The 23,419-nt window shown below is 44.7% G+C and carries 25 protein-coding genes and 2 pseudogenes; 6 read left to right on the top strand and 21 right to left on the bottom strand.

Annotated elements, in window-relative coordinates; translation table 11 throughout:
* Window positions 1–142 precede the first annotated feature (142 nt).
* Complete coding sequence (locus Q3W56_RS07270; protein ID WP_302895005.1) at window positions 143–1,645, bottom strand: leucyl aminopeptidase; 1,503 nt, start codon at window positions 1,643–1,645, stop codon at window positions 143–145.
* Between the two features lie 158 nt (window positions 1,646–1,803).
* Between Q3W56_RS07270 and Q3W56_RS07265 the strand changes: the two genes are divergently transcribed.
* Window positions 1,804–2,280, top strand: a complete 477-nt coding sequence (locus tag Q3W56_RS07265) for a divergent PAP2 family protein (protein WP_268398296.1) — start codon at window positions 1,804–1,806, stop codon at window positions 2,278–2,280.
* 28 nt (window positions 2,281–2,308) lie between these two features.
* Here Q3W56_RS07265 and spsC read toward each other — a convergent pair whose 3' ends face one another.
* The 4 genes from spsC to Q3W56_RS07245 form a co-directional block, all read right to left on the bottom strand.
* Entirely contained in the window at window positions 2,309–2,965 is a 657-nt protein-coding gene (gene spsC, locus Q3W56_RS07260; RefSeq protein ID WP_302895004.1) for a stationary phase survival protein SpsC, read from the bottom strand.
* Window positions 2,966–3,040: 75 nt separating this feature from the next.
* Window positions 3,041–3,361, bottom strand: coding sequence for a YuiB family protein (locus tag Q3W56_RS07255; RefSeq protein ID WP_003220624.1), 321 nt, complete (start codon window positions 3,359–3,361; stop codon window positions 3,041–3,043).
* Window positions 3,362–3,413: 52 nt separating this feature from the next.
* The gene (locus Q3W56_RS07250) at window positions 3,414–3,557 is read right to left on the bottom strand and encodes a YuiA family protein (protein ID WP_302895003.1); all 144 of its coding nucleotides are present in this window, start codon (window positions 3,555–3,557) and stop codon (window positions 3,414–3,416) included.
* Between the two features lie 173 nt (window positions 3,558–3,730).
* Window positions 3,731–4,951, bottom strand: coding sequence for an NAD(P)/FAD-dependent oxidoreductase (locus Q3W56_RS07245; RefSeq protein WP_302895002.1), 1,221 nt, complete (start codon window positions 4,949–4,951; stop codon window positions 3,731–3,733).
* A 331-nt stretch (window positions 4,952–5,282) separates the two neighbouring features.
* On the opposite strand from Q3W56_RS07245, the gene yumC reads away from it, so the two are divergent.
* The gene (yumC, locus tag Q3W56_RS07240) at window positions 5,283–6,281 is read left to right on the top strand and encodes a ferredoxin--NADP reductase 2 (RefSeq protein WP_010329948.1); all 999 of its coding nucleotides are present in this window, start codon (window positions 5,283–5,285) and stop codon (window positions 6,279–6,281) included.
* 37 nt (window positions 6,282–6,318) lie between these two features.
* Here yumC and Q3W56_RS07235 read toward each other — a convergent pair whose 3' ends face one another.
* Complete coding sequence (locus tag Q3W56_RS07235) at window positions 6,319–6,459, bottom strand: hypothetical protein (protein ID WP_302895001.1); 141 nt, start codon at window positions 6,457–6,459, stop codon at window positions 6,319–6,321.
* A 278-nt stretch (window positions 6,460–6,737) separates the two neighbouring features.
* Between Q3W56_RS07235 and guaC the strand changes: the two genes are divergently transcribed.
* Window positions 6,738–7,718 carry a GMP reductase gene (guaC, locus tag Q3W56_RS07230; RefSeq protein ID WP_302895000.1) on the top strand — a complete coding sequence of 327 codons (981 nt, stop codon included), beginning with the start codon at window positions 6,738–6,740 and terminating at the stop codon, window positions 7,716–7,718.
* A 99-nt stretch (window positions 7,719–7,817) separates the two neighbouring features.
* Here the strand turns inward: guaC and Q3W56_RS07225 are convergent.
* The 6 genes and pseudogenes from Q3W56_RS07225 to Q3W56_RS07200 all read right to left on the bottom strand — a co-directional run bounded on the left by Q3W56_RS07225 (window position 7,818) and on the right by Q3W56_RS07200 (window position 12,484).
* Window positions 7,818–8,440, bottom strand: a pseudogene (locus tag Q3W56_RS07225) (FMN-binding negative transcriptional regulator).
* A 20-nt stretch (window positions 8,441–8,460) separates the two neighbouring features.
* Window positions 8,461–8,979: pseudogene (paiA, locus tag Q3W56_RS07220) on the bottom strand (spermidine/spermine N(1)-acetyltransferase).
* A 497-nt stretch (window positions 8,980–9,476) separates the two neighbouring features.
* Entirely contained in the window at window positions 9,477–9,839 is a 363-nt protein-coding gene (locus Q3W56_RS07215) for a HesB/IscA family protein (RefSeq protein ID WP_019715595.1), read from the bottom strand.
* Between the two features lie 78 nt (window positions 9,840–9,917).
* On the bottom strand, window positions 9,918–10,772 hold the full coding sequence (dapF, locus tag Q3W56_RS07210; RefSeq protein WP_302894999.1) for a diaminopimelate epimerase: 855 nt from the start codon (window positions 10,770–10,772) through the stop codon (window positions 9,918–9,920).
* A 122-nt stretch (window positions 10,773–10,894) separates the two neighbouring features.
* Window positions 10,895–12,109: a NupC/NupG family nucleoside CNT transporter gene (locus Q3W56_RS07205; RefSeq protein ID WP_268398347.1), complete on the bottom strand. Its 1,215-nt coding sequence runs from the start codon at window positions 12,107–12,109 to the stop codon at window positions 10,895–10,897.
* Between the two features lie 138 nt (window positions 12,110–12,247).
* Entirely contained in the window at window positions 12,248–12,484 is a 237-nt protein-coding gene (locus Q3W56_RS07200; RefSeq protein WP_003222913.1) for a YuzB family protein, read from the bottom strand.
* Between the two features lie 262 nt (window positions 12,485–12,746).
* Here Q3W56_RS07200 and Q3W56_RS07195 point away from each other — a divergent pair, with 262 nt between their 5' ends.
* Complete coding sequence (locus tag Q3W56_RS07195) at window positions 12,747–13,814, top strand: NAD(P)/FAD-dependent oxidoreductase (RefSeq protein ID WP_268398348.1); 1,068 nt, start codon at window positions 12,747–12,749, stop codon at window positions 13,812–13,814.
* Between the two features lie 25 nt (window positions 13,815–13,839).
* Here the strand turns inward: Q3W56_RS07195 and Q3W56_RS07190 are convergent, their stop codons facing one another.
* Window positions 13,840–14,166, bottom strand: a complete 327-nt coding sequence (locus Q3W56_RS07190) for a YuzD family protein (RefSeq protein WP_302894998.1) — start codon at window positions 14,164–14,166, stop codon at window positions 13,840–13,842.
* Between the two features lie 98 nt (window positions 14,167–14,264).
* Between Q3W56_RS07190 and Q3W56_RS07185 the strand changes: the two genes are divergently transcribed.
* A complete protein-coding gene (locus Q3W56_RS07185; RefSeq protein WP_171017000.1) occupies window positions 14,265–14,600 on the top strand; it encodes a NifU family protein in 336 nt (111 codons plus the stop codon).
* Window positions 14,601–14,641: 41 nt separating this feature from the next.
* Here Q3W56_RS07185 and Q3W56_RS07180 read toward each other — a convergent pair whose 3' ends face one another.
* The 5 genes from Q3W56_RS07180 to cotNH form a co-directional block, all read right to left on the bottom strand.
* Entirely contained in the window at window positions 14,642–16,615 is a 1,974-nt protein-coding gene (locus Q3W56_RS07180; RefSeq protein ID WP_302894997.1) for a S9 family peptidase, read from the bottom strand.
* A gap of 107 nt (window positions 16,616–16,722) precedes the next feature.
* The gene (thrB, locus tag Q3W56_RS07175) at window positions 16,723–17,652 is read right to left on the bottom strand and encodes a homoserine kinase (protein ID WP_019715601.1); all 930 of its coding nucleotides are present in this window, start codon (window positions 17,650–17,652) and stop codon (window positions 16,723–16,725) included.
* Window positions 17,649–18,707: a threonine synthase gene (gene thrC, locus Q3W56_RS07170; protein ID WP_302895047.1), complete on the bottom strand. Its 1,059-nt coding sequence runs from the start codon at window positions 18,705–18,707 to the stop codon at window positions 17,649–17,651. Before thrC ends, thrB begins: the two co-directional genes overlap by 4 nt.
* Window positions 18,707–20,008 (bottom strand): homoserine dehydrogenase, encoded by a 1,302-nt coding sequence (locus Q3W56_RS07165; RefSeq protein ID WP_019715603.1) that lies wholly within the window; start codon window positions 20,006–20,008, stop codon window positions 18,707–18,709. Before Q3W56_RS07165 ends, thrC begins: the two co-directional genes overlap by 1 nt.
* A gap of 167 nt (window positions 20,009–20,175) precedes the next feature.
* Window positions 20,176–21,204, bottom strand: a complete 1,029-nt coding sequence (gene cotNH / locus Q3W56_RS07160) for a spore coat-associated protein CotNH (RefSeq protein WP_302895046.1) — start codon at window positions 21,202–21,204, stop codon at window positions 20,176–20,178.
* Window positions 21,205–21,356: 152 nt separating this feature from the next.
* Between cotNH and Q3W56_RS07155 the strand changes: the two genes are divergently transcribed.
* Window positions 21,357–21,857 carry a phosphatidylglycerophosphatase A family protein gene (locus Q3W56_RS07155; protein ID WP_019715605.1) on the top strand — a complete coding sequence of 167 codons (501 nt, stop codon included), beginning with the start codon at window positions 21,357–21,359 and terminating at the stop codon, window positions 21,855–21,857.
* Between the two features lie 25 nt (window positions 21,858–21,882).
* Here Q3W56_RS07155 and nucF read toward each other — a convergent pair whose 3' ends face one another.
* From nucF to Q3W56_RS07140, 3 genes are read right to left on the bottom strand one after another with little or no spacing between them, the layout of a single operon-like run.
* The gene (gene nucF, locus Q3W56_RS07150) at window positions 21,883–22,653 is read right to left on the bottom strand and encodes a 5' nucleotidase NucF (RefSeq protein ID WP_019715606.1); all 771 of its coding nucleotides are present in this window, start codon (window positions 22,651–22,653) and stop codon (window positions 21,883–21,885) included.
* A 28-nt stretch (window positions 22,654–22,681) separates the two neighbouring features.
* Complete coding sequence (locus tag Q3W56_RS07145; RefSeq protein WP_019715607.1) at window positions 22,682–23,116, bottom strand: DUF86 domain-containing protein; 435 nt, start codon at window positions 23,114–23,116, stop codon at window positions 22,682–22,684.
* A gap of 23 nt (window positions 23,117–23,139) precedes the next feature.
* Entirely contained in the window at window positions 23,140–23,415 is a 276-nt protein-coding gene (locus Q3W56_RS07140) for a YutD family protein (protein WP_302894996.1), read from the bottom strand.
* Window positions 23,416–23,419: the final 4 nt, after the last annotated feature.

The raw sequence follows: 23,419 nt of genomic DNA, 5'->3' as shown, positions 1-23,419 counted from the left end.
TAACCCTCCAAAGAATCCTTTAGTTTGCTAATGTAGTAGATAAATAAAGTACGAACGTATCGTATCATAATCAATGTACTTTAGTCAACTAAAGATTTTAGAAGAAAAAATCCCCGCTGCATTCCGCAGCAGGGATTTACCATTATTCGCTTTTATCTTCTTCCAATGTAAATCGTTCCGCAAGTGTTGCAAGTGTTCTGGCCATTACGCCGGTAGCCCCTGACGGCCCGAAGCAGGTTGCTTTATTGGAGGTAGCTGTGCCCGCAATATCAAGATGAACCCAAGGCGTTGTTTCAGCAAATTCACCAAGAAACGTTCCTGCCATAATCGCATGTCCTTCACGTCCCGGCGAATTGTTGAGATCCGCCATTTGGCTGCTTTTCACTCGCTTTTTATCCTTCTCTGTTATCGGCAGCTGCCAGATCGCCTCACCGCACTCTTGTGCCGCATCAGCTACCTGCTGATAAAAGCTTTGATCATTTGTCATAGCGCCAGTCGTTTCAGTTCCTAATGCCACAACGACGCCGCCGGTAAGCGTAGCCACATCAACAAGAACTGACGCGCCATGCTGTTTTGCGTATGTAATGCCATCTGCTAGCACAAGCCTTCCTTCAGCATCCGTATTGAGGATTTCAATTGTTTTTCCGCTTAATGATACGATGACGTCATCAGGCTTCATCGCCCCGCCGGAGATCATATTATCGGTTGACGGAATAACAGCCAGGACGTTTTGCTCGGGACGAAGCTCTCCGATGGTTTCCATAGCACCGAGAACCGCAGCTGCTCCTCCCATATCAGATTTCATGCCAACAATTGCAGATTTCGTTTTAATGGAATAGCCGCCTGTGTCAAAGGTAATTCCTTTTCCGACAAGTCCGAGGACGTCTTCCCAATCCTTTTTGCCCTGGTACTTCAAAACAATCATTTTTGGGGGTTCAGTCGAGCCTTGGTTTACCGCAAGTATTCCGCCCATACCGAGCTCTTCCATCTCTGCTTTCTCCAAAATCTCACACTCAAAATCATATTTCGCCGCAAGCTCTTCTGCATAAGAAGCAAGGTCAGTTGCTGTCAGCATGTTTCCGGGCATATTTACAAGCGTTCTAGCCGAATTTGCCCCTTGCCCGTATGCCTGGCCGACACGAAGACCCGCCTGCACTTCTTGTGTATCTTCATCTGTGACGGCGTACACAGCTTCAATTTGTTTGTCAGGCTCATTAGATTTGTGCTTATAATCCTGCACCTCATAGGACGAAAGCATGCAGCTCTCAGCTAGAGCATGAGCGGCATCGGCTGGAGGTACGTCTTCCGACAAAAACGTGTCAAGCAGGACTGCTGCTTCTTGTTTTCGGTCTTTGTGAATGGCTTGAAAAACATGGGCAAAACGTTCTTTCGCCTGTTCAAACGAATAATTTGCTTCTCTCCCCAGACCAACAAAATAAATCCGTTTCATACCCGCAGAAGATGGAGGGAATACTTTTGATACTTGATTCGGTTTCGAAGAGACATCACCATCTTTTAAAAGCTGTGTCAGTTGGCCTTCCAGCATTTCATCAATTTCCAATGCTTTGCCTGTCAACTGGCTTTTTTGAAAAAGCCCGACTATAAGGGTTTCTGTATGCTCTAATTGCTGAACCGCATAAAACATAAGGCTTACACTCCTAACGTAATGGGTATTTGTAATGAATAATGGTATAATAGGAAAAACATTCTTTCCTATACACTTATTTTATCAAACAACAGTCTAAGACTTGCTTTTTTCTTTGGAAACACGAAGGATTTTTTTAAATAGAAAGGATGTCGCCGATGGAACTTTTAACGAATTTCCCTTTATTATCAAGCCTGGCCGCAATTATTTTTGCTCAGGTCATCAAAGTGCCCATACAGTTTATCGTGTCCAGAAAACTGGACTGGTCGCTGGTCACAAGCACAGGCGGCATGCCAAGCTCACACTCCGCGGCGGTCACCGCACTTTCTACAGCCGTAGCGTTGGATCATGGATTAGGCTCCTCTCTCTTTGCGGTTTCCGCCATTTTCGCCGTTATTACCATGTTTGACGCTACTGGTGTCAGACGCCATGCCGGTGAGCAGGCGACAGTCCTCAATAAGCTTGTCATTGATTTTAACCGCCTCGTAAATGAAGCAAAGGACTTCCCAAAAGCCGAAAATAAAGAAAAGCAAAAAAAGCTGAAGGAGCTTCTCGGCCATCAGCCAATCGAGGTTTTTTTCGGAGGCTTAACAGGTATCTTACTGACATTGATACTCGCTTACTTTTTCATGTAAAAAACGCTCCAGCAATGGCTGGAGCGTTTTATTCTTTCACAGTTTTATATTGATTTCTGAACACCTGCAAAGCTTTTGTTTCATTGAGCTTCTCAAGCTCATCCTCGGTCACCTTTCCTGTTCCCTTTTTAATCACATATACATCAAGGGTTTTTTTGCCCCATTCATTGTACACATCTTTGACGGTTTCAAAGTACAGATCAAGGCGGTTTCCCTTAATGGCTGATCCTGTATCGGCCACAACTCCGAGACCGTAGTTCGGAATAAATAAAATTGTTCCGATCGGGAAAACGGATGGATCAGCAGCAACCGTGGAATATAAATCCCGTTTCACTTTCACACCTGAATATGTAAGCCCGTATAATGGATCACCGGGATTTTTGCCCGTCGACTCAGCTCCTGCTGTATAGCCTGTTGCTGTTACTCTTTGGACCGGATACTCATCCCAGTCAAATGCTTCTTCTAACGGTTTTGTTATCTCCTTGTCCGCTGACATGGTTTGTGTTTTTTTCTGCTGCAATGCTTTTAATGTCAGTCCTGCATGCTTCAAGTGCTTTTCTTGATGCTCCTGCACCCATTTTGACAAGTCCTTCGCTTCGATTCCTGACACTGATAAAAATGTCGTGCCAAATGCAAGCAGAAATAAACAGGTCATCAGCAAACGTCTGATCATATTCAACATCATTCACCTCTCCTCCGAATCATTGTTCCCAATTGGAGTGAGCAATATTCAAAATGGCGAATGAGAAGAAAGCGGCATTTAAAACATTTGATATCCTCTTTTTCTGAGCATGTTGATCGCTATACCGGACACGATGGCGCCAGCCAAACCACTGGCTAAAATCAGCACATCGGCAGCCGCTAATGATACGACACGATGAAACAGGCCGGCAAAGGATTCTCCCGGCGCCTGAATATAGCTGATCAGCTTTTCCTTGCTAATAATGAAAAGGCATACAATCGGGTAAATCACAGCCATAATCCAAGACATTCTCAGCAGCATGTTTAATAAGAAACCGATTCCAAAAAACAAGACAAAAAACAAAACAATTGAGATGATTACGACTGGCAGACTAATCAACCTATCCCACCCCCTGCGATGTTTTTAGTGTAACGCGGGGGCTGAAATAAAGTCAACGGCTGGAAAAAGAATGATTGTCTTTTCCTGTCCCCTGGCAAGACGGACAAGTTTCTGAACCACCGAGGATCAATTGAAAGTACCCTTTCCCTGAGCAAAATGGGCATGCACGTGAAGCAGTTGTCGTTGCAGTTTTCATCAGATCATCATCCCTTTTTCTTAATTTTCTGATAATATATCATATCAAGCTGTCAACAATAAAGTCAGATCATGTGACAAATCTTTTGATGTAAGCGGAAACATAATCATTTTCCTCGCGTTATCTTTTTATTTTAGCGTTTTTTAATAAAGAAAACCCGCTTTCGCGGGTTTTTAGAAAAACTTGAACTTGCCTTTCTTCAGCGTCAGTCCGAGTCCGCCGATCAAAAACAGCGAACGGTTATCGATGACTTTTTTCATAAACGAAGCCGGTGTACCTTTCAACTTCCTGCCATAAACGACCCCTACCGCATTATGCTCGCCAAGAGAAGCCACCGTTCCTTTAATGTCCGGCTTGAATTGCTCAAGCTCTCCGCCTTTAATGAGCCTGCCAAGGTTCTTGGCAACCGTTATTCCCTGCTGCATTGCAATTTGCGCAGTCGGCGGATACGGGCGCTCTGTATCTTCATTCATAAATAGCGAGCTGTCACCGAGAATGAAGACGTTGTCATGTCCGGGTGCGCGAAGGTCAGGATTGACTTTGACCCGGCCGCGCATATTTTCAAAACCGGCTTCCTCCACAATCGGATGGCCTCGGACACCAGCCGCCCATACTACGGTTTGCGATTTGATTTGCTCTGGTTCTTCATCTTTTTTCCCGACTCTGACTCCTTCCGGTGTACATTCTTGTACAGCCGTACCGATCTTAAACTCAACTCCATTTTCCTCCAGATAATGAACGGCGTAATCAACAAGCTCAGGGTCAAAGCCAGGCAAAACGGTCGGCGCTGCTTCTACACAAATAATGCGGACGAGACTCCTATCAACGTCATACTCCTTGCAGAGCTCAGGCACGCGCGCTGCCAGCTCGCCGAGAAATTCAATTCCCGTAAATCCGGCTCCGCCTACAACGATCGTTAACCTGTCCGGCCGTTTTTCCGCTTCCGTATGATAAGTCGCAAACTGCAGCTCAATATGTTCCCGCAGCAGACGCGACGTGTTGATGTTGGCGATAGGAAACGCATATTCTTTCAAACCTTTAATACCGAACGTTTCGGGCACCGCGCCGAGTCCGATGACTAAATAATCGTACTGCAGCTCACCATTCGCAAGCACAACTTTTTTCTCATCAATTTTGATTGCCTTTACGGTATCCTGTACAAAATTGACCCGCGACTGGTTGATTACATCTTTTATCTGATAACGGCAGCGGTCATGATGGAGCGTACCCGCGCTCGCTTCATGCATCCATGTCGTTTCATAATGATAATTGTGTTTATTCACAAGCGTAATATCAGCATCATTCGGTCCGACAAACTTTGTCAGCCTAGTTACCGTCATCAATCCGCCATATCCAGCACCTAAAATCACGATATTGGGCTTATTCAATGCCATCACATCCACCTTCTCTTTTTTTTGCTTTTGTTAGACGCATAATAAAATCATCATTTGTGTTAGCTTCAGCTTATTGGCGGGATTTTATGAAATATATTGAAAAGTTTTTTGTGAAGTCCTCACGCATAGCACTACTATTATATTTATCCGGCTGGCCCAAGAAACATTCAGAAAAAGATCAAATCATTTGGTTATCATCGTATCGGCTTGCGGAAATATTTTCAAGAATGGGTGCGCACGCGATACACTTACATTTTTTCTGCTGACTCGTCAATTTGAACGGCAATATGGTATAATTAATAACAATTTTCATTTAGGAGGCAATTTTCGTATGCGAGAGGATACAAAGGTTTATGATATTACAATTATAGGCGGGGGACCGGTCGGCTTATTCACCGCTTTTTACGGAGGCATGAGACAGGCAAGCGTCAAAATTATCGAAAGCCTGCCTCAGCTCGGCGGACAACTTAGCGCCCTATACCCTGAAAAATATATATACGATGTAGCGGGCTTCCCAAAAATCCGCGCACAAGAGCTAATCAATAACCTAAAAGAGCAAATGGCGAAATTCGACCAAACCATTTGCCTGGAGCAAGCGGTTGAATCTGTTGAAAAACAAGCGGACGGCGTGTTTAAGCTTGTGACAAATGAAGAAATCCACTACTCCAAAACAGTGATCATCACTGCAGGAAACGGCGCTTTCAAACCGAGAAAGCTGGAACTTGAAAATGCCGAGCAGTATGAAGGCAAAAACCTTCACTACTTCGTTGACGATTTGCAAAAATTCGCCGGCAGACGCGTTGCGATTCTTGGTGGCGGAGATTCAGCGGTTGACTGGGCGCTTATGCTTGAGCCGATCGCAAAAGAAGTATCCATCATTCACCGCCGCGATAAGTTCCGCGCGCACGAGCACAGTGTGGAAAACCTTCATGCGTCGAAGGTTAATGTCCTAACACCATTCGTTCCTGCGGAGCTGATCGGAGAAGACAAAATTGAACAGCTTGTGCTTGAAGAAGTCAAAGGCGACCGCAAAGAGATTTTAGAAATCGATGACTTAATCGTAAACTACGGTTTCGTTTCATCTCTTGGACCGATCAAAAACTGGGGTCTGGACATCGAGAAAAATTCTATTGTCGTCAAATCAACAATGGAAACAAATATCGAAGGCTTCTTTGCAGCAGGTGACATTTGCACATACGAAGGAAAAGTCAACCTGATCGCAAGCGGCTTCGGCGAGGCTCCGACAGCAGTGAACAACGCCAAGGCTTACATGGATCCGAAAGCCCGCGTACAGCCTCTTCACTCAACAAGTCTTTTTGAAAATAAGTAATAAAAAAGGAGTTTGTGTCAGCGACACAGCTCCTTTTTTATTTGAAGATATTTAGATAGTTCATCACAGTTCCAATTACCAGCGCAATCACAAGGGCTGCGACGATCCAGATCATTGTCATGATAATGCGGTCTTGGATCTTTTGGGACTTCGGTGTTTTTCCTTCGTTTTGTGTCATCTCATTCGCTCCTTTCACATGTCCATCTCATAAAGAAAGCCTGGTGCTAAACGACCAAGCTTTGCTGAATGTATATCATTCGCGTTTTCATCCGCTCTCTAAGACCTTTCGTTAAGACTATGATACCCAAACTCACCGAGCATGACAAGCTTCGGCACTTGCACATACCTGTAAGAAAATAAAAACGTTTGACATCCTAAATAAAACAGAGTACATTATAGAAGGCGAACGTTTCACATAGTATTCTTTTAAATATTCGTTTTTTAGGAGTGAAAATGATGGAAAATGTATTTGATTACGAAGATATTCAGCTAATTCCTGCAAAATGCATTGTAAATAGCCGTTCAGAATGTGATACATCCGTACGTTTAGGCGGACGTACATTTAAATTGCCCGTCGTTCCTGCCAATATGCAGACGATTATAGATGAAAAGCTAGCCATTCAATTAGCGGAAAATGGTTACTTTTATGTCATGCATCGATTTGAACCTGAAACACGAATTGATTTTATTAAAGACATGAACGCACGCGGATTACTCTCTTCTATCAGCGTGGGCGTCAAAGATGAGGAGTACGAATTTGTCCGCCGGCTGGCAGAAGAAAACCTGACTCCTGAATACGTGACAATTGACATTGCTCACGGGCACTCAAATGCTGTCATTGAAATGATCCAGCACCTCAAAAAACATTTGCCGGACAGCTTTGTCATTGCCGGCAATGTCGGAACGCCGGAAGCGGTCAGAGAACTTGAAAATGCGGGAGCGGATGCCACTAAGGTCGGCATTGGGCCCGGAAAAGTATGCATTACGAAAATCAAAACCGGCTTCGGCACAGGGGGCTGGCAATTAGCGGCGCTGCGCTGGTGTGCCAAAGCAGCGAGCAAACCGATTATTGCGGATGGCGGCATCCGTACACATGGTGACATCGCAAAATCAATCAGATTCGGCGCAACGATGGTCATGATTGGTTCATTATTTGCCGGGCACGAAGAATCACCAGGCCAAACGATCGAAAAAGACGGAAAGCTCTACAAAGAGTACTTCGGCTCAGCCTCTGAATTCCAAAAAGGCGAAAAGAAAAATGTAGAAGGCAAGAAAATGCACGTGGCACATAAAGGCTCAATCAAGGATACGCTGATTGAAATGGAACAGGATCTCCAATCTTCTATTTCTTATGCAGGCGGAACAAAACTTGACGCGATCCGGAATGTGGATTATGTGATTGTGAAGAATTCGATTTTTAATGGGGATAAGCATTAAAAATAAAAAACGCCAAGTCAGCGGTTCGCCGCTTGATTTGGCGTTTTCTGCTACTTATTCAGGCGTACCAGCATAAGGAGGAATCCTTTAAAGTATTCTCTATATTTCCTTTTTGAATTTATTTCCCATCAAGTCTGCCATATGTTTTGTATTTACATTTTCTTCATTTTGCAACTGATCAATGATGTTCATATAATCCGTTTCATTTCGGTTTTGGCTTCATTTATATGCCGCTTGAATGTCTTCCACCTTAATCTTAAATCCAACGATACCTTTCAAATCACTTTCTAAGAGTTTTGGAGACAGTTTGTCCCATAAAACTGGATTTTCGCGATGTTTTTCGTATTTCTCCAGCATGATTGTTAATTCTTGTACTAATTCATCTTTCTCTAGAATACTTGCTTTTCCATACATGTGGACAGCTTGGTAATTCCACGTCGGAACATTTTCGCGCGAATACCAGGAAGAAGAAATATAAGCATGCGGCCCCTGAAACATGACAAGCACATCTTCACAGGCTTCAAACGTTCGCCACTGAGAATTTCCATAAGCAAAATGTCCAGTAATATAATAATGTTCGCCTTTTTTAATGAATCCTAGCGGCAAATGAGTGGCAATTGGTTTTCCTTGTTCTGTTGTGACAACCGTACCAAAGGGTTTTCCTGTACAAAATTCCAAATGTCTTCAGTATTATTGACCTTAAAAATATTTTGGAATATCATCATCCACCCTTCGAAAAAAGTTATATGAGTGTTTTGGCCATGATAAAGTCCGTTTGTTCTTCATCACCCATATAAAAAGAGTGGGCGCCGGTCTGAACAAACCCCCATTTTCTTATAAAACGCAATAGCCTTTTCATTTTTTTCCATATGCCTAGCCGAATTTTCTTCTTATTACATTCAAGCGCAATTTCTATAGCTTTACACAGCAGTTGTTTGCCAAGCCCATGTCATTGAAAATTGCTCTTTATATAAATCCTCTCGATTTCAAGTGAGTCATCACCCATTTCTTCAGACTGAGCATCATCGATGTTGACCTTTAAATATCCAGCGACTTCATGATGAAAATAAACAAAAAAGAACTGTGAAGACGTATTGGATAATTCCTGTTCCAACTGTTTAGCGTTAAATGCACTTTCCAGATAGGCTTTCATATTTTCAGGTGAATTCTGATCTTTAAATGTATCGTTGAATGTTACAATACTAAGCTCTTGGAGTATTTTTAAATCTTCACGGCTGCACTTTCTTATATTTATCGTCATTTAAAAATGTCGCTCCTTTATATCCTCAATAATTTTTTCGTGTTTTTCTACATTTCCAGTCCTTTTCTAAACTCTTACTATTTATAAATAGAAATACGTTTTTCCTTTCTCTGTTGGAAAAGTATTTTGTTCGATCTACTAATACATTTTGGCTAAATTTTCTTGATAATTCCCTTTGCTACAGTCTCCCTCCCTTCAACTCCTCAAACACGCATTTTATTGTAAATGCAATAATAGTTCCACGTTAAATTTAGCGCAATTATGTTGCAATTACAACATAATTAAAGGTGCAGGAGGTGTCGAATAAAATGATTTTGTCTTCTCATTTTTCGTAGATTCTGATATTACGTCATAATAAAAACGCCTCCCTTAACGATGGTTTATCGCTAAGAAAAGCGTCATGAACAATCTTACGGTTACTCATGGAATGCCATCACGCAATCGTCCGACAGGTGAGATGATGAAAATTCACATCTCGAAAAAATATCGGGTAGTGCCTAGCACTCTTCAGGCGTACCTGTATTCGTTGCTGTTCTAAAAGAAGAACCGCAGCCGCATGAAGCGATGGCGTTTGGGTTGTCGATGGTGAAGCCGCCGCCAAGCATGGATTGCTTATAATCAATCACGGTGCCGTTCATGATATCAAGGCTTTCATTGTCAACAAGTACAGTAATGCCGTGCTGATCAAACATGCTGTCTGATTCGCCCTTTTCATGCTCAAAGCCCATGCCGTAAGAAAGGCCGCTGCAGCCGCCGCCTTTGACGCCGACACGCAGAAACGCGTTTTCTTCTTCATGCTCTTTCATCATATCTTTTATATGCAAAGCCGCTGCTTCTGTAATAGTTACCGGGTTGCTCATCTTTGTGAACCTCCTTTTAAAAACCGGATGTTGTCTTTTATTATAAACCTGATTGGTCCAATTCTCAAACAAGGTGTTTTACAAGAAATAGACACCCTCGCAAACGGTCTCAGCCGGCCCTGTCATCATCACATGGCCGTTGTCTTTCCAGTTAATCACCAAATCTCCGCCTGCTAAATGCACCGTGATGTCCTGATTTCGTTCTGATACGCCGTTTAGCACAGATGCGACGGCAGCTGCACAAGCTCCTGTCCCGCATGCCTGAGTAATGCCTGATCCCCGTTCCCAGACGCGGAAATGCAGTTCATGTTCATTCACGGTTTCGACGAATTCCACATTGACGCCTTCCGGAAATCTCGGATCTTTCTCAATCACCGGCCCCAGTGTCATCAAGGGTGCCTGTTCAATGACAGCGATCGGAAAAACGATATGGGGATTTCCCATTGAAACTGCAGTGCCTGTTAGTTCAGCTTCACCAAATGTCATGGTTTCATTGATCGTGTACTCTTCTCCGCCGCCAAGCATTGGAAGCTCGGCTTTTGTCAGGCGCGGTTCACCCATATCGACAGTCACCACATTCACTTTTCCGTTTTCAACTTGAACCTCCGCTTTCACAAGCCCGGAGAGAGTTTCAATCAGAAAAGATGTTTCTTCAACCAGCTTATGCTCATACGCATATTTTGCAACGCAGCGCAGGCCGTTGCCGCAGTTTTTCCCTTCAGACCCATCATTATTAAAAATCCGCATTTTGACAGGCGCTTGATCTGAAGGGCATATCAGGATCATTCCGTCGGAACCAATCCCTGTATAAACAGAAGAAACCTGAACCGCAATCTCAGACAGTTTTTCTTCCGGAAGCTGTTCTTCAAATTGATTCACATAGATATAGCTGTTTCCCAGGCCGTGCATTTTGGTAAATCGAAATGAGTTCATAGGTGCCTCCAACTTTTTTTCTTTTTCTTAGTATAAAAGCTATTATAAACGGACACAATACAATTATCCCCCGTTTTTCATACATAAAAGCTCCTTGCACTTTCGCAAGGAGCTTTTATTGTTTATATAAACATGCCAGCAATGGCTGCGCTAAGCAGATTGGCTAATGTTCCTGCAAGAACAGCCTTCAAGCCGAGGCGTGCGATATCCGAACGGCGGCTAGGCGCTAAACCGCCAAGCGTACCGAGCATAATTGCAATTGATGAAAAATTGGCGAATCCGCATAACGCAAAGCTGATAATGGTAGCGGTTTTCTTAGAAAACTCGCCGATGTGCGGACCGAAGTTAGAATAAGCAACAAACTCATTCAGCACCAATTTCTGGCCGATATAGCTTCCCGCCTGCAATGCTTCATGCCATGGCACGCCAATCAAAAAGGCGATTGGAGAAAATACATAGCCGAGAATGGATTCTAATGTGACGCCTTTTAAGCCGAACAAGCCGAAAGCTCCGCCGAGAATACCGTTTACTACGGCAATTAATGCAACGAACGCAAGCAGCATCGCTCCAACGTTTAAGGCAATTTGCAGACCTGTTGACGCTCCCTTTGCAGCTGCGTCAATGACATTGGCTGCGCCTTCGCCTTCATCCATTTTAAAATCGCTCTTTACGGTTTGCGGCTTTTCCGTTTCGGGAATCATCAATTTACCAAAGACAAGACCCGCCGGAGCAGCCATAAAGCTAGCCGCAAGCAGATATTCAATCGGAATGCCGAGAAGCGCGTACCCAAACAAGGTTGAACCGGCAACAGCCGATAGACCGCTCGTCATAATCGTGAATAATTCAGAGCGCGTCAGCCCGGCTATCAGGGGTTTGATCACTAATGGAGATTCTGATTGTCCTACAAAAATATTAGCAGCAGCCGCAAGAGATTCCGTTTGGCTTGTCCCAAGAAGCTTTGATAATCCCCCGCCAATGACACGAAAAATGAGCTGCATGATTTTCAAATGATATAAAACTGCAATCAGTGCTGAGAAGAAAATGATAACAGGCAGTACACTTAATGCAAATGCCGGGCTGTCGCCGACTTTCAGAAGCGGTCCAAAAATAAAGCTAATGCCTTCATTCGCATAATCAATCAGAAGCTGTACACGGCTTGAAAACCATAAAAAAACAGCGCGTCCCGCTTCCCATTTCAACACGATGTATCCAAACGCCATCTGTGTGCATAAACCAACGATGACGGTTCTTATCTTAATATTGCTTTTCTTTTCTGAAAATAAAAACGCGATAGCAATGATCGCAACTGCGCCGAGCAGTCCCCACAGAACACTCATGAATACACCTACACCTCTTAAAATTTTATTTAAAAAAATATCTTTTATACGATAACAATAATATTTTTTGATGTCTACACATTTTTTAGTTCTTTTGGACGACAAAATAAAAAAGGGCCTGTCCCAGGCCCTTTTCTGTTAAAACATAGGATTTTCTTCAATAAAGGTATATATATTCTCAACAAGCTCAGCAGGCGTTTCACCCATGACGACTTCTCCATTTACAAGAGCGAAAAGTGACTCCATGCATGTCCCGCAGTAGCTTAAGCAGCCGTATTCAAGGACATCCAGATTTGGATCCTTCTCCAAAATCGCCCGGGCTTCCTGAGAGCCGTGAGCCAGATTGCTGACACAAAATTCAATCATTGGATTCATGCGGTTTCACCTCACATATGTCCATTATCGCGAATTTTTCATCATTCGTCAAAGACAACGGATTGTTCAAAATTTATTATCGTAACATATTATTTCTCAAATAACGTTTTACTAATTTGCGCTTTCAGGCTAATTTGTAGGTTATTTTCAAACTATTATTGTGATTTTAGATCAAATTCGATATAATTCTAGATGTTATTTTACATAGTTCGTATTTTCTTCAATGTGTCTATCATACTCTTCGGATTAAAGGGGAATTCAAATGAAAAAATTGGTCTTGATCGGCGGAGGTTACGGGAACATGCGTGTACTTCATCGCTTATTGCCAAACCAGCTGCCTGATGATGTTTCAATCACGTTAATTGACAGAAATCCTTATCACTGCTTGAAAACAGAATATTATGCTCTTGCCGCAGGCACAATTTCTGACCATCATATTAGGGTGTCATTCCCAGAGCACCCTCGCCTGAATGTCCAATATGGTGATATCTCATCAATTGATATTGCACAAAAACAAGTGCTGTTCCAAGATCGTGAACCGATCTCTTACGATGACGCTGTAATCGGGCTCGGCTGTGAAGATAAATATCACAACGTGCCGGGAGCGCCTGAATTCACCTACAGCATTCAAACCATCGATCAGTCCCGCGAAACTTACCAAAAGCTGAATAACCTGAGCGCTAATGCCACTGTCGCCATTGTCGGAGCGGGCTTAAGCGGCGTAGAGCTTGCGAGTGAACTGAGAGAAAGCCGTGATGACCTGAACATCATTCTGTTCGACCGCGGTAATCTCATTTTATCAAGCTTTCCCGAGCGTTTGAGCAAATATGTGCAAAATTGGTTCGAAGAGCACGGAGTCCGCATTATTAACAGGGCAAATATCACAAAAGTTGAAGAAAACATTGTGTACAACCACGATGAACCAATCTCTGCAGACGCCATCGTGTGGACAGCCGGTATACAGCCGAACAAAGTCGTCAGAGACTTGGATGTGGAAAAGGATGCACAAGGGCGTATCGTATTAACACCTCATCACAATCTTCCAGGTGATGAACACCTGTATGTTGTCGGTGATTGCGCCAGCCTCCCTCATGCACCGAGTGCCCAGCTGGCAGAGGCTCAAGCAGAGCAGATTGTCCAAATCTTGCAAAAACGCTGGAATGGAGAAGCTCTTCCTGAATCAATGCCGCAGTTTAAGCTGAAAGGTGTCCTCGGTTCACTCGGAAAAAAAGCCGGCTTCGGCCTTGTTGCTGACCGCCCGCTGATCGGCCGTGTTCCGCGCATGTTGAAATCGGGCTTGCTGTGGATGTACAAACACCATAACGGTTAATGATAGAGAAAAACCGCTGATCTTGTCAGCGGTTCTCTGTATACCCATACTTCTCCATTTCCTCATAAACGTCTTTTAACTTCGGATTCCCTTCACCGACAATTTTGTCTTCTACGAGCACAAGCGGATAAAAATACTCGTCATTTTTGATTTTTTCCGCAAGCTCTTTCACATGTTCATTGTCAGGCGGCTCATAAATGTCGATATATTGCATCGCAAAGGGCTGATTTGGATATTTTCTTTTCAGCGCAGCCTCAAGCCACTCGTATGTATCCTTGGCCGTCGGCATATTAACACAGCTTGCACAAACGGTTTCTGCCCCATACACGCTCAGCACGACAGGTTTTGTCACTGGTAAACGCCTCCTTCTCCCATGTATGTCCTTTCTTTCAGTATACAGAGCCAAAAGGCGGTTTTATAGAAAAAAACCGTTTTTGTGTTCAAGTCTTAATGTGCTATAATAGGGAAAGCAACTTTGCAAACCAAACAATAGATTTTTATTGTTACACTGAATATAATGGTTTTATGATGACGAAAGGAGCGAATGTCATGACTGAAGTTGAAATGAAAGAACAGGTGCAGGAAGTACTGGACAAACTTCGTCCGTTTTTACTTCGTGACGGCGGCGACTGTGAGCTTGTAGACGTAGATGAAGGTATCGTTAAGCTTCGTCTTCTAGGCGCATGCGGCAGCTGCCCAAGTTCAACAATTACGCTAAAAGCCGGAATTGAACGCGCTCTTCTTGAAGAAGTGCCGGGTGTCGTTGAAGTAGAACAAGTCTTTTAATCAAGCAGCCAGGCTGATATTTAATCAGCCTGGCTTTTTTATTAGAGATATTGATCAAACCATGTGCTGATATAATTCAAGCGCTTAATCCGCTGTCCCGGGTGTCCGCTGCGTGACAAATTGTGCGACGCTTTCGGAAAACGGACGAGCATGGTTTCCTTGCCTATTTTTTTCAAAGCGATAAATAGCTGCTCCGCCTGCTCAATCGGGCACCGGTCATCTCGCTCGCCATGCAAAATCAAAAGCGGTGTCTCCACGTTTGCTGCGTATTTTAAAGGGGAACGGTCCCAGAGCTTTTCTGTGTCCGCAAACATGTCATGCTCAAGCTGCCAGTCTGTGAAGAAATAGCCAATATCACTGACGCCATGAAAGCTGATCCAGTTTGAAATCGAGCGCTGGGTAACGGCGGCTTTAAAGCGGTTCGTCTGTCCAACAATCCAGTTGGTCATAAAGCCTCCATAGCTCCCTCCTGTAACCCCGAGCCGTTCAGGATCGATCTGCGGATCTCGTTTAATAGCCTCATCCACAGCCTGCATCACATCCTCATAATCCTTTCCTCCATAATTTCCTCTGACGGCATTCACAAATTCCTGCCCGTAGCCGTGGCTTCCTCTCGGATTGACATAAACCACTGCATACCCTTTCGCCGCCAGCACTTGAAATTCATGAAAATATGTATGCCCGTACATCATGTGCGGACCGCCGTGTATGTTAAGAATAAGTGGATATGATGTCTCCTCTTCCGCCTGTGCAGGCTTCATCAGCCAGCCGTTCACCGTCATACCGTCCTCTGTGACATATTGAATCTCTTCAGGTATTGAAATCGCATGCTCCTCGACAAACTTGTCATTCGCACCAGTCAGCCGTTTCTCCTCCTGCCCAAGCGGGAGGCTGTAAAGCTCGCTCGGTCTGTCCGGCTTTGTCACACTGGCAATAAAGTGTTGTTCGTCAGGTGAAATGGAAAAACTATTGATGTACTCTTTTTCGAGGCGAATCGGATACACAAGGCCTTCAATTGAAATATAATAGATTCCCGTACTGCCTTGATCTGTGCCGATGACATAAAACCCTTGGCTGTCTTTCGTCCAAAGCGGGCGCTGTTCGGCACCTCCGATCAGTGAATCTCCAATGAGCGCGTCCGATAAGTGAACGTCAAGCATTTCAGTCAGACATGTAAGGTTGTCTTGTTCAATATCATAGAGCCACGACTTTTCGAACGTTGCATTCTGATATTCCCTTTCATGTCCAAGCAAAGCAAGATATCTTCCGTCCGGTGAAAATGAGCTTGGTCCGAATGAGCCGCGATGAGACGTAATCTGCTTGAGATCTCCAGACTCCAGCGACATCATACAGACATCGTGCGGCTGGCTGGCATCGTCCGTCTCAGTCAAATCAGCTGAGAAAACAAGCCATTTGCCATCAGGTGAAAAAGCAGGATCACCATGATCGGCTTTTTGATATGTCAGCTGCTTTACTTCTCCAGACTTCACGCTGACAAGCACAAGCTGGGCATACGCGCCTCTCGTCAGTCCTTTGCCGTCCCGTTTATAGGCTAGACCTTGAACTTCAACAGGTTCAAAGCTGTCCGGCTCCGTTTTCTCTCGATCATTAATACTTTCTCCCTCTCCCAAACTGACAATGACAAGCACCGATTCGCCATCCGGGGACCATATTGGCTCTGACACGCCATACGGGATATCAGTCAGTTTTCTGGCTTCCCCGCCTTCAGCACTCATGATATACAACTGTGCTGTATCGCCTTCACGATCAGAAATAAAGGCAAGCGTGCGCCCGTCCGGAGACCATCTTGGGTCCGTGCACCGCTTTTCTCCATGTGTCCAAGGAACAGACCCGCCACTTTTCGTTTCATAGACCCATATATTTGATGTATACGAATCTTTCTCTTGATTCACTTGTGACTGGACATATGCGGCACGGCTGCCATCTGGGGCATATTGAGGATCGGTTACAGAGACAATCGCTGTGATGTCTTCTGCGGTTATCAGCTTTTTCATGTTCATCTCCTCCTTTTTACACTATTTCGTTTTTCTAAATAAAAACTCCTTTATCTCCAGCAGAAAAAAAGCGCCCTCCGCTGATGCTGAGGGACGCTTGGCGTAATCTATACACTTTTTACTTGATATAAAGGATTTCGTTCTACTATACTTCCCTCTTTCGGAACTGTCAAAGCGTCGACTTCACAATGAGGGAAATGAAGCGCGAGTTGTTCTTTGAGCTCTTCTCCCTTTCCTTTTTCAGTCATCACGAGAATCGTTGGGCCTGCCCCGCTGAGAGCCGTTCCGTACGCGCCCTTCATCTCGGCGACGTGTTCTACTTTTGACAACTCAGGTACAAGCATTGCCCGGTACGGCTGATGGAACATATCCTTCTTCATGATTTTACCGACGAGCGGCCAATCCTTGGACATGATGGCAGCAATGAGTATATTGCTGACTGCACTTGCTTTTACAGCGTCCGCATACGGAAACTCTTTCGGCAGCACGTCTCTTGCGTCTCTTGTCAGCACTTCGTAAAAAGGAATGACAACGACCACATCAATGTCAGCATCCGGGACGCGGATCATTTGTGTCTCGTCATCTTCATGCAAGCCAATGACAAGTCCGCCAACGAGAGAAGCGCCCGCATTATCCGGGTGTCCTTCTTCAAGGCTGGCTACATGCAGCTTGTCCGCTTCAGAGAGCTTTAAGCCACATAATTCATCAGCCAGTTCAACGGCCGCTACAATCGCCGCGGCGCTGCTGCCAAGGCCGCGTGCGAGCGGAATGTCGCTCCACACTTTCACATGGACAGGCGGCATCTCTTTACCGTATAAATCTGCTGTCCGTTTTGCCACTTGATAGATCAGATTATCAGTACCCGCCGGAATTCCGGCGACTGTTTCTGTTTCAGCTTCAAAAGACCACTTGTCGCTTTCAAAGACGGTCAGCTTCAAATATCTGCTGAGCGCCATTCCAACTGAATCGAAGCCAGGGCCTAGGTTAGCCGTGCTTCCGGGAACAGTGACAGTGAACAGCATGTCGGCTTCGTTCATACACGGGCCGCTCCTTTTATATATTCAAGGATGCTGTCTTCATTTGTCGGCAATGTGACCGGCTTGATTTCTGAAATATCGACCGCTGTATTCGGATCTTTCAGCCCGTTTCCTGTTAACACAGCGACGACCTTGCTGCCTTTCGGAATGTCTCCGGATTTTACCTGTTTCAGAACGCCAGCGATGGAAGCGCAGGATCCCGGTTCTGCAAACACGCCTTCTTCACGGGCGATCAGCTGATACGCATGAAGGATTTCATCATCAGTGACTTCGTCAATTTTCCCGTTGGATTCCTCAGCTGCCTTTACAGCTTTGTCCCAGCTTGCCGGGTTTCCGATACGAATGGCTGTTGCTATTGTTTCCGGATTTTCAATTACTTCATTGCGAACGATTGCCGCTGAGCCTTCCGCTTCAAAACCGCGCATTTCCGGGAGTCTTGTGCCGTTTTTCTCATGATATTCCTTAAAGCCCTTCCAATACGCTGAGATATTGCCTGCGTTTCCGACTGGGATCGCTAAAACATCCGGTGCTTCGCCCAGCTGCTCGCACACTTCAAAGGCAGCTGTTTTTTGACCTTCAAGGCGGTAAGGGTTGACGGAGTTGACAAGAGCAATCGGTGATTTCTCACAGATGGAACGGACAATTTTAAGCGCATCGTCAAAGTTTCCGTCAATTGCAATAATCTCAGCTCCATACATGACAGCCTGAGCAAGTTTTCCAAAGGCAATTTTTCCGTTCGGAATGATGACGATACATTTCATGTTGGCACGGGCTGCATATGCAGCCGCAGCAGCGGAAGTGTTTCCTGTTGATGCGCACATAATCGTATCGTTGCCTTCTTCTTTTGCTTTCGCCACAGCCATGACCATTCCGCGGTCTTTAAATGATCCCGTAGGATTGACACCTTCTGTTTTGACATGAAGCTCAATTCCGAGCTGCTCAGACAGCTTCGGCAGGTGGATAAGAGGTGTGTTTCCTTCATGTAAAGTAAGCGCCGGTGTTTGATCTGTTACAGGTAAAAATTCTTTATATTGATGGATAAGTCCTTTCCACATTAACTCCAACCGTTCCCTTCTACACGATATGTGCTTTTGACTTCTTGAACGACTTCCAAATCATTTAGGTTTTGCAGGATATCACTGAAATCAGCTTCTGATGTATGGTGTGTGACAATTACGATTTCTGCTAACTCATCATGGCCTTTAATCGGCAGCTGAAGAATCTTTTCGAAGCTCACGCCCCGCTCTGAGAACACAGACGTAATTTTCGAGAATGAACCGACCTGATCTTTGACGTGAATTCTTAAGAATTGCTGTGCGTAAATATCAGACGGCGACTTCATGTTTTTCTCGTATTGCGGCCCGACAAAACTGTTGCCGGTTACGCCGAGGCGCATGTTTTTCATGACCGCAACAAGGTCAGAAACAACGGATGTCGCAGTAGGCATGCTCCCAGCTCCAGGCCCGTAGAACATCGTTTCACCAACAGCCTCTCCGTATACATAAACGGCGTTAAACTCATTATGCACAGCAGAAAGCGGGTGATGGTCAGGAAGCAGTGTCGGCTGTACGCTGACTTCAATTTTGCTGCCGTCACGCTGAGCAATCCCGATCAGCTTCATCGTGTAGCCTAGGCGTTTGCTGAAGCTGATGTCCTCGTCTGTAATTTGGGAGATTCCCTTTACTTTGACGTCTTCCAGATCGACATTCATCGAGAAACCGAGACGCGCCAATATCGCCATTTTCCTTGCGGCATCAAGCCCTTCCACGTCTGAAGTCGGATCAGCTTCGGCAAAGCCGAGATCCTGCGCTTCCTTGAGCACTTCCTCGTAAGGGCTTTTTTCTTTGATCATCTTTGTTAAGATAAAGTTCGTTGTTCCGTTCACGATGCCCATCATTTTTGTAATCCGGTCTGATGAGAGGCCTTCCTCTAACGTGCGCAGAATCGGAATTCCGCCGGCAACACTGGCTTCAAAGTAGATGTCGCAGCCATTTTCCTTCGCTTCAGCAAGCAGCTCGGAGCCGTACACAGCCATTAAATCCTTGTTTGCTGTGACAACATGCTTTTTCGATCTCAGCGCGTCGACCAAATATTGTTTTGTTTGTTCAACTCCGCCGATCACCTCGATGACGACATCAACATCTGGATCATCGATGACATCATACACTTCTGTGGTGAGCACTTCCTTCGGCAAATCTACTTCTCTCTTTTTCTCTATATCTTTTACAAGCACTTTTTTTATCGTAATCGGACAGCCGACCTGATGCATCAGCTTATCCTGATGGTCTTGAATAATTTTAACGACACCGCTTCCGACGGTACCTAAACCTAAAAGCCCCACACGAATTGCTTTCAAAAAAACTCCACCTTTCTTTTGATTGTCCTCTCTAAAAAGACAATTGTTAACTCAACGCAGACATATAAGTTACAAACATTATATAAGCACACTTCTGTTTTGACAAGACATCAGTTGGTTGAATTTTGTGAATGTAAACGTTTAACATGTTGATATGACAAGATTCTTTATTTTCTAATTATTTTTCCGCCTTTAACGAGCCAGTTCACGCGGGGAACAAACGGTTTCTGCGCCCGCATATTCATGAATTCCTGCGCTGTATGGAGAAATTGCTCATAGCGTTCGCAGTCACTAAGAATAAAGTCAAACTGCTCTTCATAATAATGCTTTTCTGATTCTGGTGACATGTAGTAGCTCTCCACGATTTCAAAATAATGAAGGGGAAAGAGCAGGCGGCTATATAAAAGACGTTTTGAAAATGGAGACAGCGGCGTAACTTGCTCGTATTCCTGCAAAAAGTGAAAGCCTTGCTGATGAAAATCTTGTCTGTGATGTAAAAACGTATGCCTCATATATTCAGCCAAGTCACGTGAGGCATGGTCAAATACCCAATCCGCCGGAATTCTGATCATGGAATCGGGTGACCATGTATGCCTTTCCATCCGCTGATGGCATATCGTTCCTGAATCAGCGGCTTGGGGCTTGTCATCCAGCTCAGTGTCCACTAAATATTGTATCGCGTTTTCTGACAGTCCCAAATAATATGGAAATGATTCGATCATTTTTTTGTCGAATGGCTCGTGAGGCGGAGTATGAACCTTTCGCTGCCAAAACACCTCCAGCTGATCAATGCGTTTTCCCCACAGATCCTTCCACTGGCCGATTCTTCCGGCTGCCTTCACTTCATACGGGTACCCTCTGCCTTTTCGGTGAAATTCCGCCAGCTCCTGTCCAACGGAGAACGCCCGATTTGAAAAAGGGGGTGCTGCCTTCAGAAGAGCGTATGTTTTCCCCTCCTGTTCAAATGTCAGCTTACCTTCTTTTGTAAAGATAAAAACCGTAACGTATGGGTCACTTTGTTCTTGTAAATACTGACTCATGTAATAAAGCTCTGTCAGTTCTGTATCTGAGAATTGGGAAACGGGGACAATCAGGAAGAATGAATTCGGCGTCTGAAAGCATTGATACGTGTGCTGGTACATGGAAAGCTGCCTGACGTGAATCCCGTATTTTTCTTTTATTGTACCTTTCACAATGATCACCTGCCTGTTGAATTAGGGCTCATCACATCGTAGTCATACACGTTCGGAATTATGAATACATATTTTAATCCGGCGAAGGCGCAAGAAAAAGTCGTAAACATCTTAAACATTTTGTATAAACTAGTAAAAAAGATTGGGTGAAGCTGATGTCAGAAAACGAACAAATCAATCAGATGGAAGCAAAAGCAAGAGCACGAATGAAGGAGCGCGGCGTTGAGGTATCAGACATTGCCGAGCTTGTCTTTTTTCTGCAGAAAAAATATCATCCGGATTTAACCATTGATGAATGCACGTTGAACGTCAATCGCGTTCTCGCAAAACGCGAGGTGCAAAACGCGATTTTAACGGGCATTGAATTGGATGTTCTTGCTGAGCAGAAAAAACTGTCTGAACCGCTGCAATCAATTCTAGAAACAGATGAAAGCCTATATGGGGTAGATGAAGTTCTGGCATTTTCCATCGTGAACATTTACGGATCGATCGGGTTTACGAACTATGGTTACATCGACAAAGAAAAACCCGGTATCCTGAAACATTTAAATGATAAATCAACCGGCGAATGCCATACCTTTTTAGATGACATCGTCGGTGCGATTTCCGCCGCGGCCTCAAGCAGACTCGCACACCGCGCGCGGCATACAGAATAAGGGCACCCTTTTCGGGCGCCCTTTTTTAAATGTATGGAATCCATTCGGTCAGAGAGTCAATGGCATGAGTCGGTTTTTCCATATCGTCTGTCATATGCTCTCTTTTCGTTACGCCTGTGTGAACGAGCAGCGTATCCATGCCGGCGTTAATCCCGGCCATAATGTCCGTCGCGTAGTTGTCGCCTACCATGAGTGTTTCCGACACATCCGTGCCAAGAACGCGCATAGCCTGCTCCATAATAATTGATTCCGGCTTGCCGATAAATACCGGCTGTACGCCTGTAGATACAGTTAATACAGATGTTAGGGAACCGTTTCCAGGCAGAAGGCCTCTTTCAGTCGGGATCGCAATATCTCCGTTAGTAGATATAAAGCGTGCACCATTTCTGATGGCCAGGCAGCCGACAGCAAATTTTTCATATGTAATGGAACGGTCAATACCAACAACGACAAAATCCGCGTTTTCCCCGCCAACCGTCAGGCCGTTTTCTTCAATCGCCTGGCGGATTCCTTCTTCCCCGATCACATACACAGACGCGTCTGTTTTCTGCTGGGCAATATGCTGGGCAGTCGCCATGCTGGTTGTGAAGACCTGCTCTTCTGTTGCCGGAATATCAAAAGACACGAGCTTGTCCGCCACTTGCTTCGGTGTGCGTGAAGAGTTGTTTGTCACAAAAAGATAAGGGACGCCGCGATCTTTCAGCGTTCTGACAAATTCACACGCTTCCTCGATTTTTTCCGTGCCATTGTACATTGTTCCGTCTAAATCAATTAAATACCCTTTATATGTTTTCATTTCCAACACTCCTGTGGCTTTCCAGTTGTTATTTAAACGCAGAAACAGGGCCAAGCTCTGTTTCCAAGTAGCTTCTGATCCGTTGCGGGAAGTCTTGCAGAGCTGTTTGATGTGCCGTGATCAGCCTGTAAAGCTCGGCGCTGTCAGCGAGCAGGTACTGCTGAACCAATGTTTTGCGGTAGGCAATCAATTTCTTGAGCTCAATTCCCTCTTGTTCCGTGACAACCTTTTCATCAACAAGTATGTCCATGATGTCATCATAGCTGCCCGGGTCCCGCATAATAAAACCGTCAATCATGTCATTTCCTGTATCCAGAATGCATTCGATTAACAGATGGCCTATACGCTGTAGCGCCAGTCCCCCGATTTCAGACTGCCAGTCTGTTTGTGAGTTAAAAAACGCCAGCTGATGCTCATAGAACCTGAGTGTTTGCTCGATCTTGTTTCTGTCAACAAAATACATGACAGCATCCCCTTTGTGTATGTTTATTTTCTGATCCGTTTCAAGACAAAATACGCACAGCCGAAATTGCAGTATTCGTAAATGTATTCATCTAATGTGCTGATTTTCGTTTCGAAGGTTGCCTTTTGATTCTGGTCGTCAAAGAAGCCCTTGAGCCTGAGCTGACCGTATCCCCAGTCTCCCATAATATAATCGTATTTATTTAAAATATCGGAGTAGCGGGCTTTAAAAGCCTCTTCATTGAAGCCGTCTTTGAAATTGTGCATCAATTCAAACTCGGCATTTTGAATAAGAATCATGATC

This window comes from Bacillus sp. C28GYM-DRY-1 (genome assembly GCF_030519405.1).
Lineage (GTDB): Bacteria > Bacillota > Bacilli > Bacillales > Bacillaceae > Bacillus > Bacillus spizizenii_A.
The sequence above is the reverse complement of the archived record's forward strand: the minus strand, read 5'-3'. Positions and strand labels throughout refer to the sequence as shown.

What these genes read in the sequence shown, in the direction of transcription:
- Q3W56_RS07195 (WP_268398348.1), top strand. Translation starts at nt 12,747, where the DNA reads ATGAAAAAATTGGTCTTGATCGGCGGAGGTTACGGGAACATGCGTGTA.
- dapF (WP_302894999.1), bottom strand. Translation starts at nt 10,772, where the DNA reads ATGAACTCATTTCGATTTACCAAAATGCACGGCCTGGGAAACAGCTAT.
- Q3W56_RS07180 (WP_302894997.1), bottom strand. Translation starts at nt 16,615, where the DNA reads ATGAAAAAGCTGATAACCGCAGAAGACATCACAGCGATTGTCTCTGTA.
- nucF (WP_019715606.1), bottom strand. Translation starts at nt 22,653, where the DNA reads ATGAAAACATATAAAGGGTATTTAATTGATTTAGACGGAACAATGTAC.
- yumC (WP_010329948.1), top strand. Translation starts at nt 5,283, where the DNA reads ATGCGAGAGGATACAAAGGTTTATGATATTACAATTATAGGCGGGGGA.
- Q3W56_RS07270 (WP_302895005.1), bottom strand. Translation starts at nt 1,645, where the DNA reads ATGTTTTATGCGGTTCAGCAATTAGAGCATACAGAAACCCTTATAGTC.
- Q3W56_RS07265 (WP_268398296.1), top strand. Translation starts at nt 1,804, where the DNA reads ATGGAACTTTTAACGAATTTCCCTTTATTATCAAGCCTGGCCGCAATT.
- spsC (WP_302895004.1), bottom strand. Translation starts at nt 2,965, where the DNA reads ATGATGTTGAATATGATCAGACGTTTGCTGATGACCTGTTTATTTCTG.
- Q3W56_RS07185 (WP_171017000.1), top strand. Translation starts at nt 14,265, where the DNA reads ATGTGCTATAATAGGGAAAGCAACTTTGCAAACCAAACAATAGATTTT.
- Q3W56_RS07140 (WP_302894996.1), bottom strand. Translation starts at nt 23,415, where the DNA reads ATGATTCTTATTCAAAATGCCGAGTTTGAATTGATGCACAATTTCAAA.
- Q3W56_RS07155 (WP_019715605.1), top strand. Translation starts at nt 21,357, where the DNA reads ATGTCAGAAAACGAACAAATCAATCAGATGGAAGCAAAAGCAAGAGCA.
- Q3W56_RS07205 (WP_268398347.1), bottom strand. Translation starts at nt 12,109, where the DNA reads ATGAGTGTTCTGTGGGGACTGCTCGGCGCAGTTGCGATCATTGCTATC.
- Q3W56_RS07250 (WP_302895003.1), bottom strand. Translation starts at nt 3,557, where the DNA reads ATGAAAACTGCAACGACAACTGCTTCACGTGCATGCCCATTTTGCTCA.
- Q3W56_RS07235 (WP_302895001.1), bottom strand. Translation starts at nt 6,459, where the DNA reads ATGACACAAAACGAAGGAAAAACACCGAAGTCCCAAAAGATCCAAGAC.
- Q3W56_RS07245 (WP_302895002.1), bottom strand. Translation starts at nt 4,951, where the DNA reads ATGGCATTGAATAAGCCCAATATCGTGATTTTAGGTGCTGGATATGGC.
- thrB (WP_019715601.1), bottom strand. Translation starts at nt 17,652, where the DNA reads ATGAACGAAGCCGACATGCTGTTCACTGTCACTGTTCCCGGAAGCACG.
- Q3W56_RS07215 (WP_019715595.1), bottom strand. Translation starts at nt 9,839, where the DNA reads ATGAGCAACCCGGTAACTATTACAGAAGCAGCGGCTTTGCATATAAAA.
- thrC (WP_302895047.1), bottom strand. Translation starts at nt 18,707, where the DNA reads ATGTGGAAAGGACTTATCCATCAATATAAAGAATTTTTACCTGTAACA.
- Q3W56_RS07145 (WP_019715607.1), bottom strand. Translation starts at nt 23,116, where the DNA reads ATGTATTTTGTTGACAGAAACAAGATCGAGCAAACACTCAGGTTCTAT.
- guaC (WP_302895000.1), top strand. Translation starts at nt 6,738, where the DNA reads ATGGAAAATGTATTTGATTACGAAGATATTCAGCTAATTCCTGCAAAA.
- Q3W56_RS07200 (WP_003222913.1), bottom strand. Translation starts at nt 12,484, where the DNA reads ATGAATCCAATGATTGAATTTTGTGTCAGCAATCTGGCTCACGGCTCT.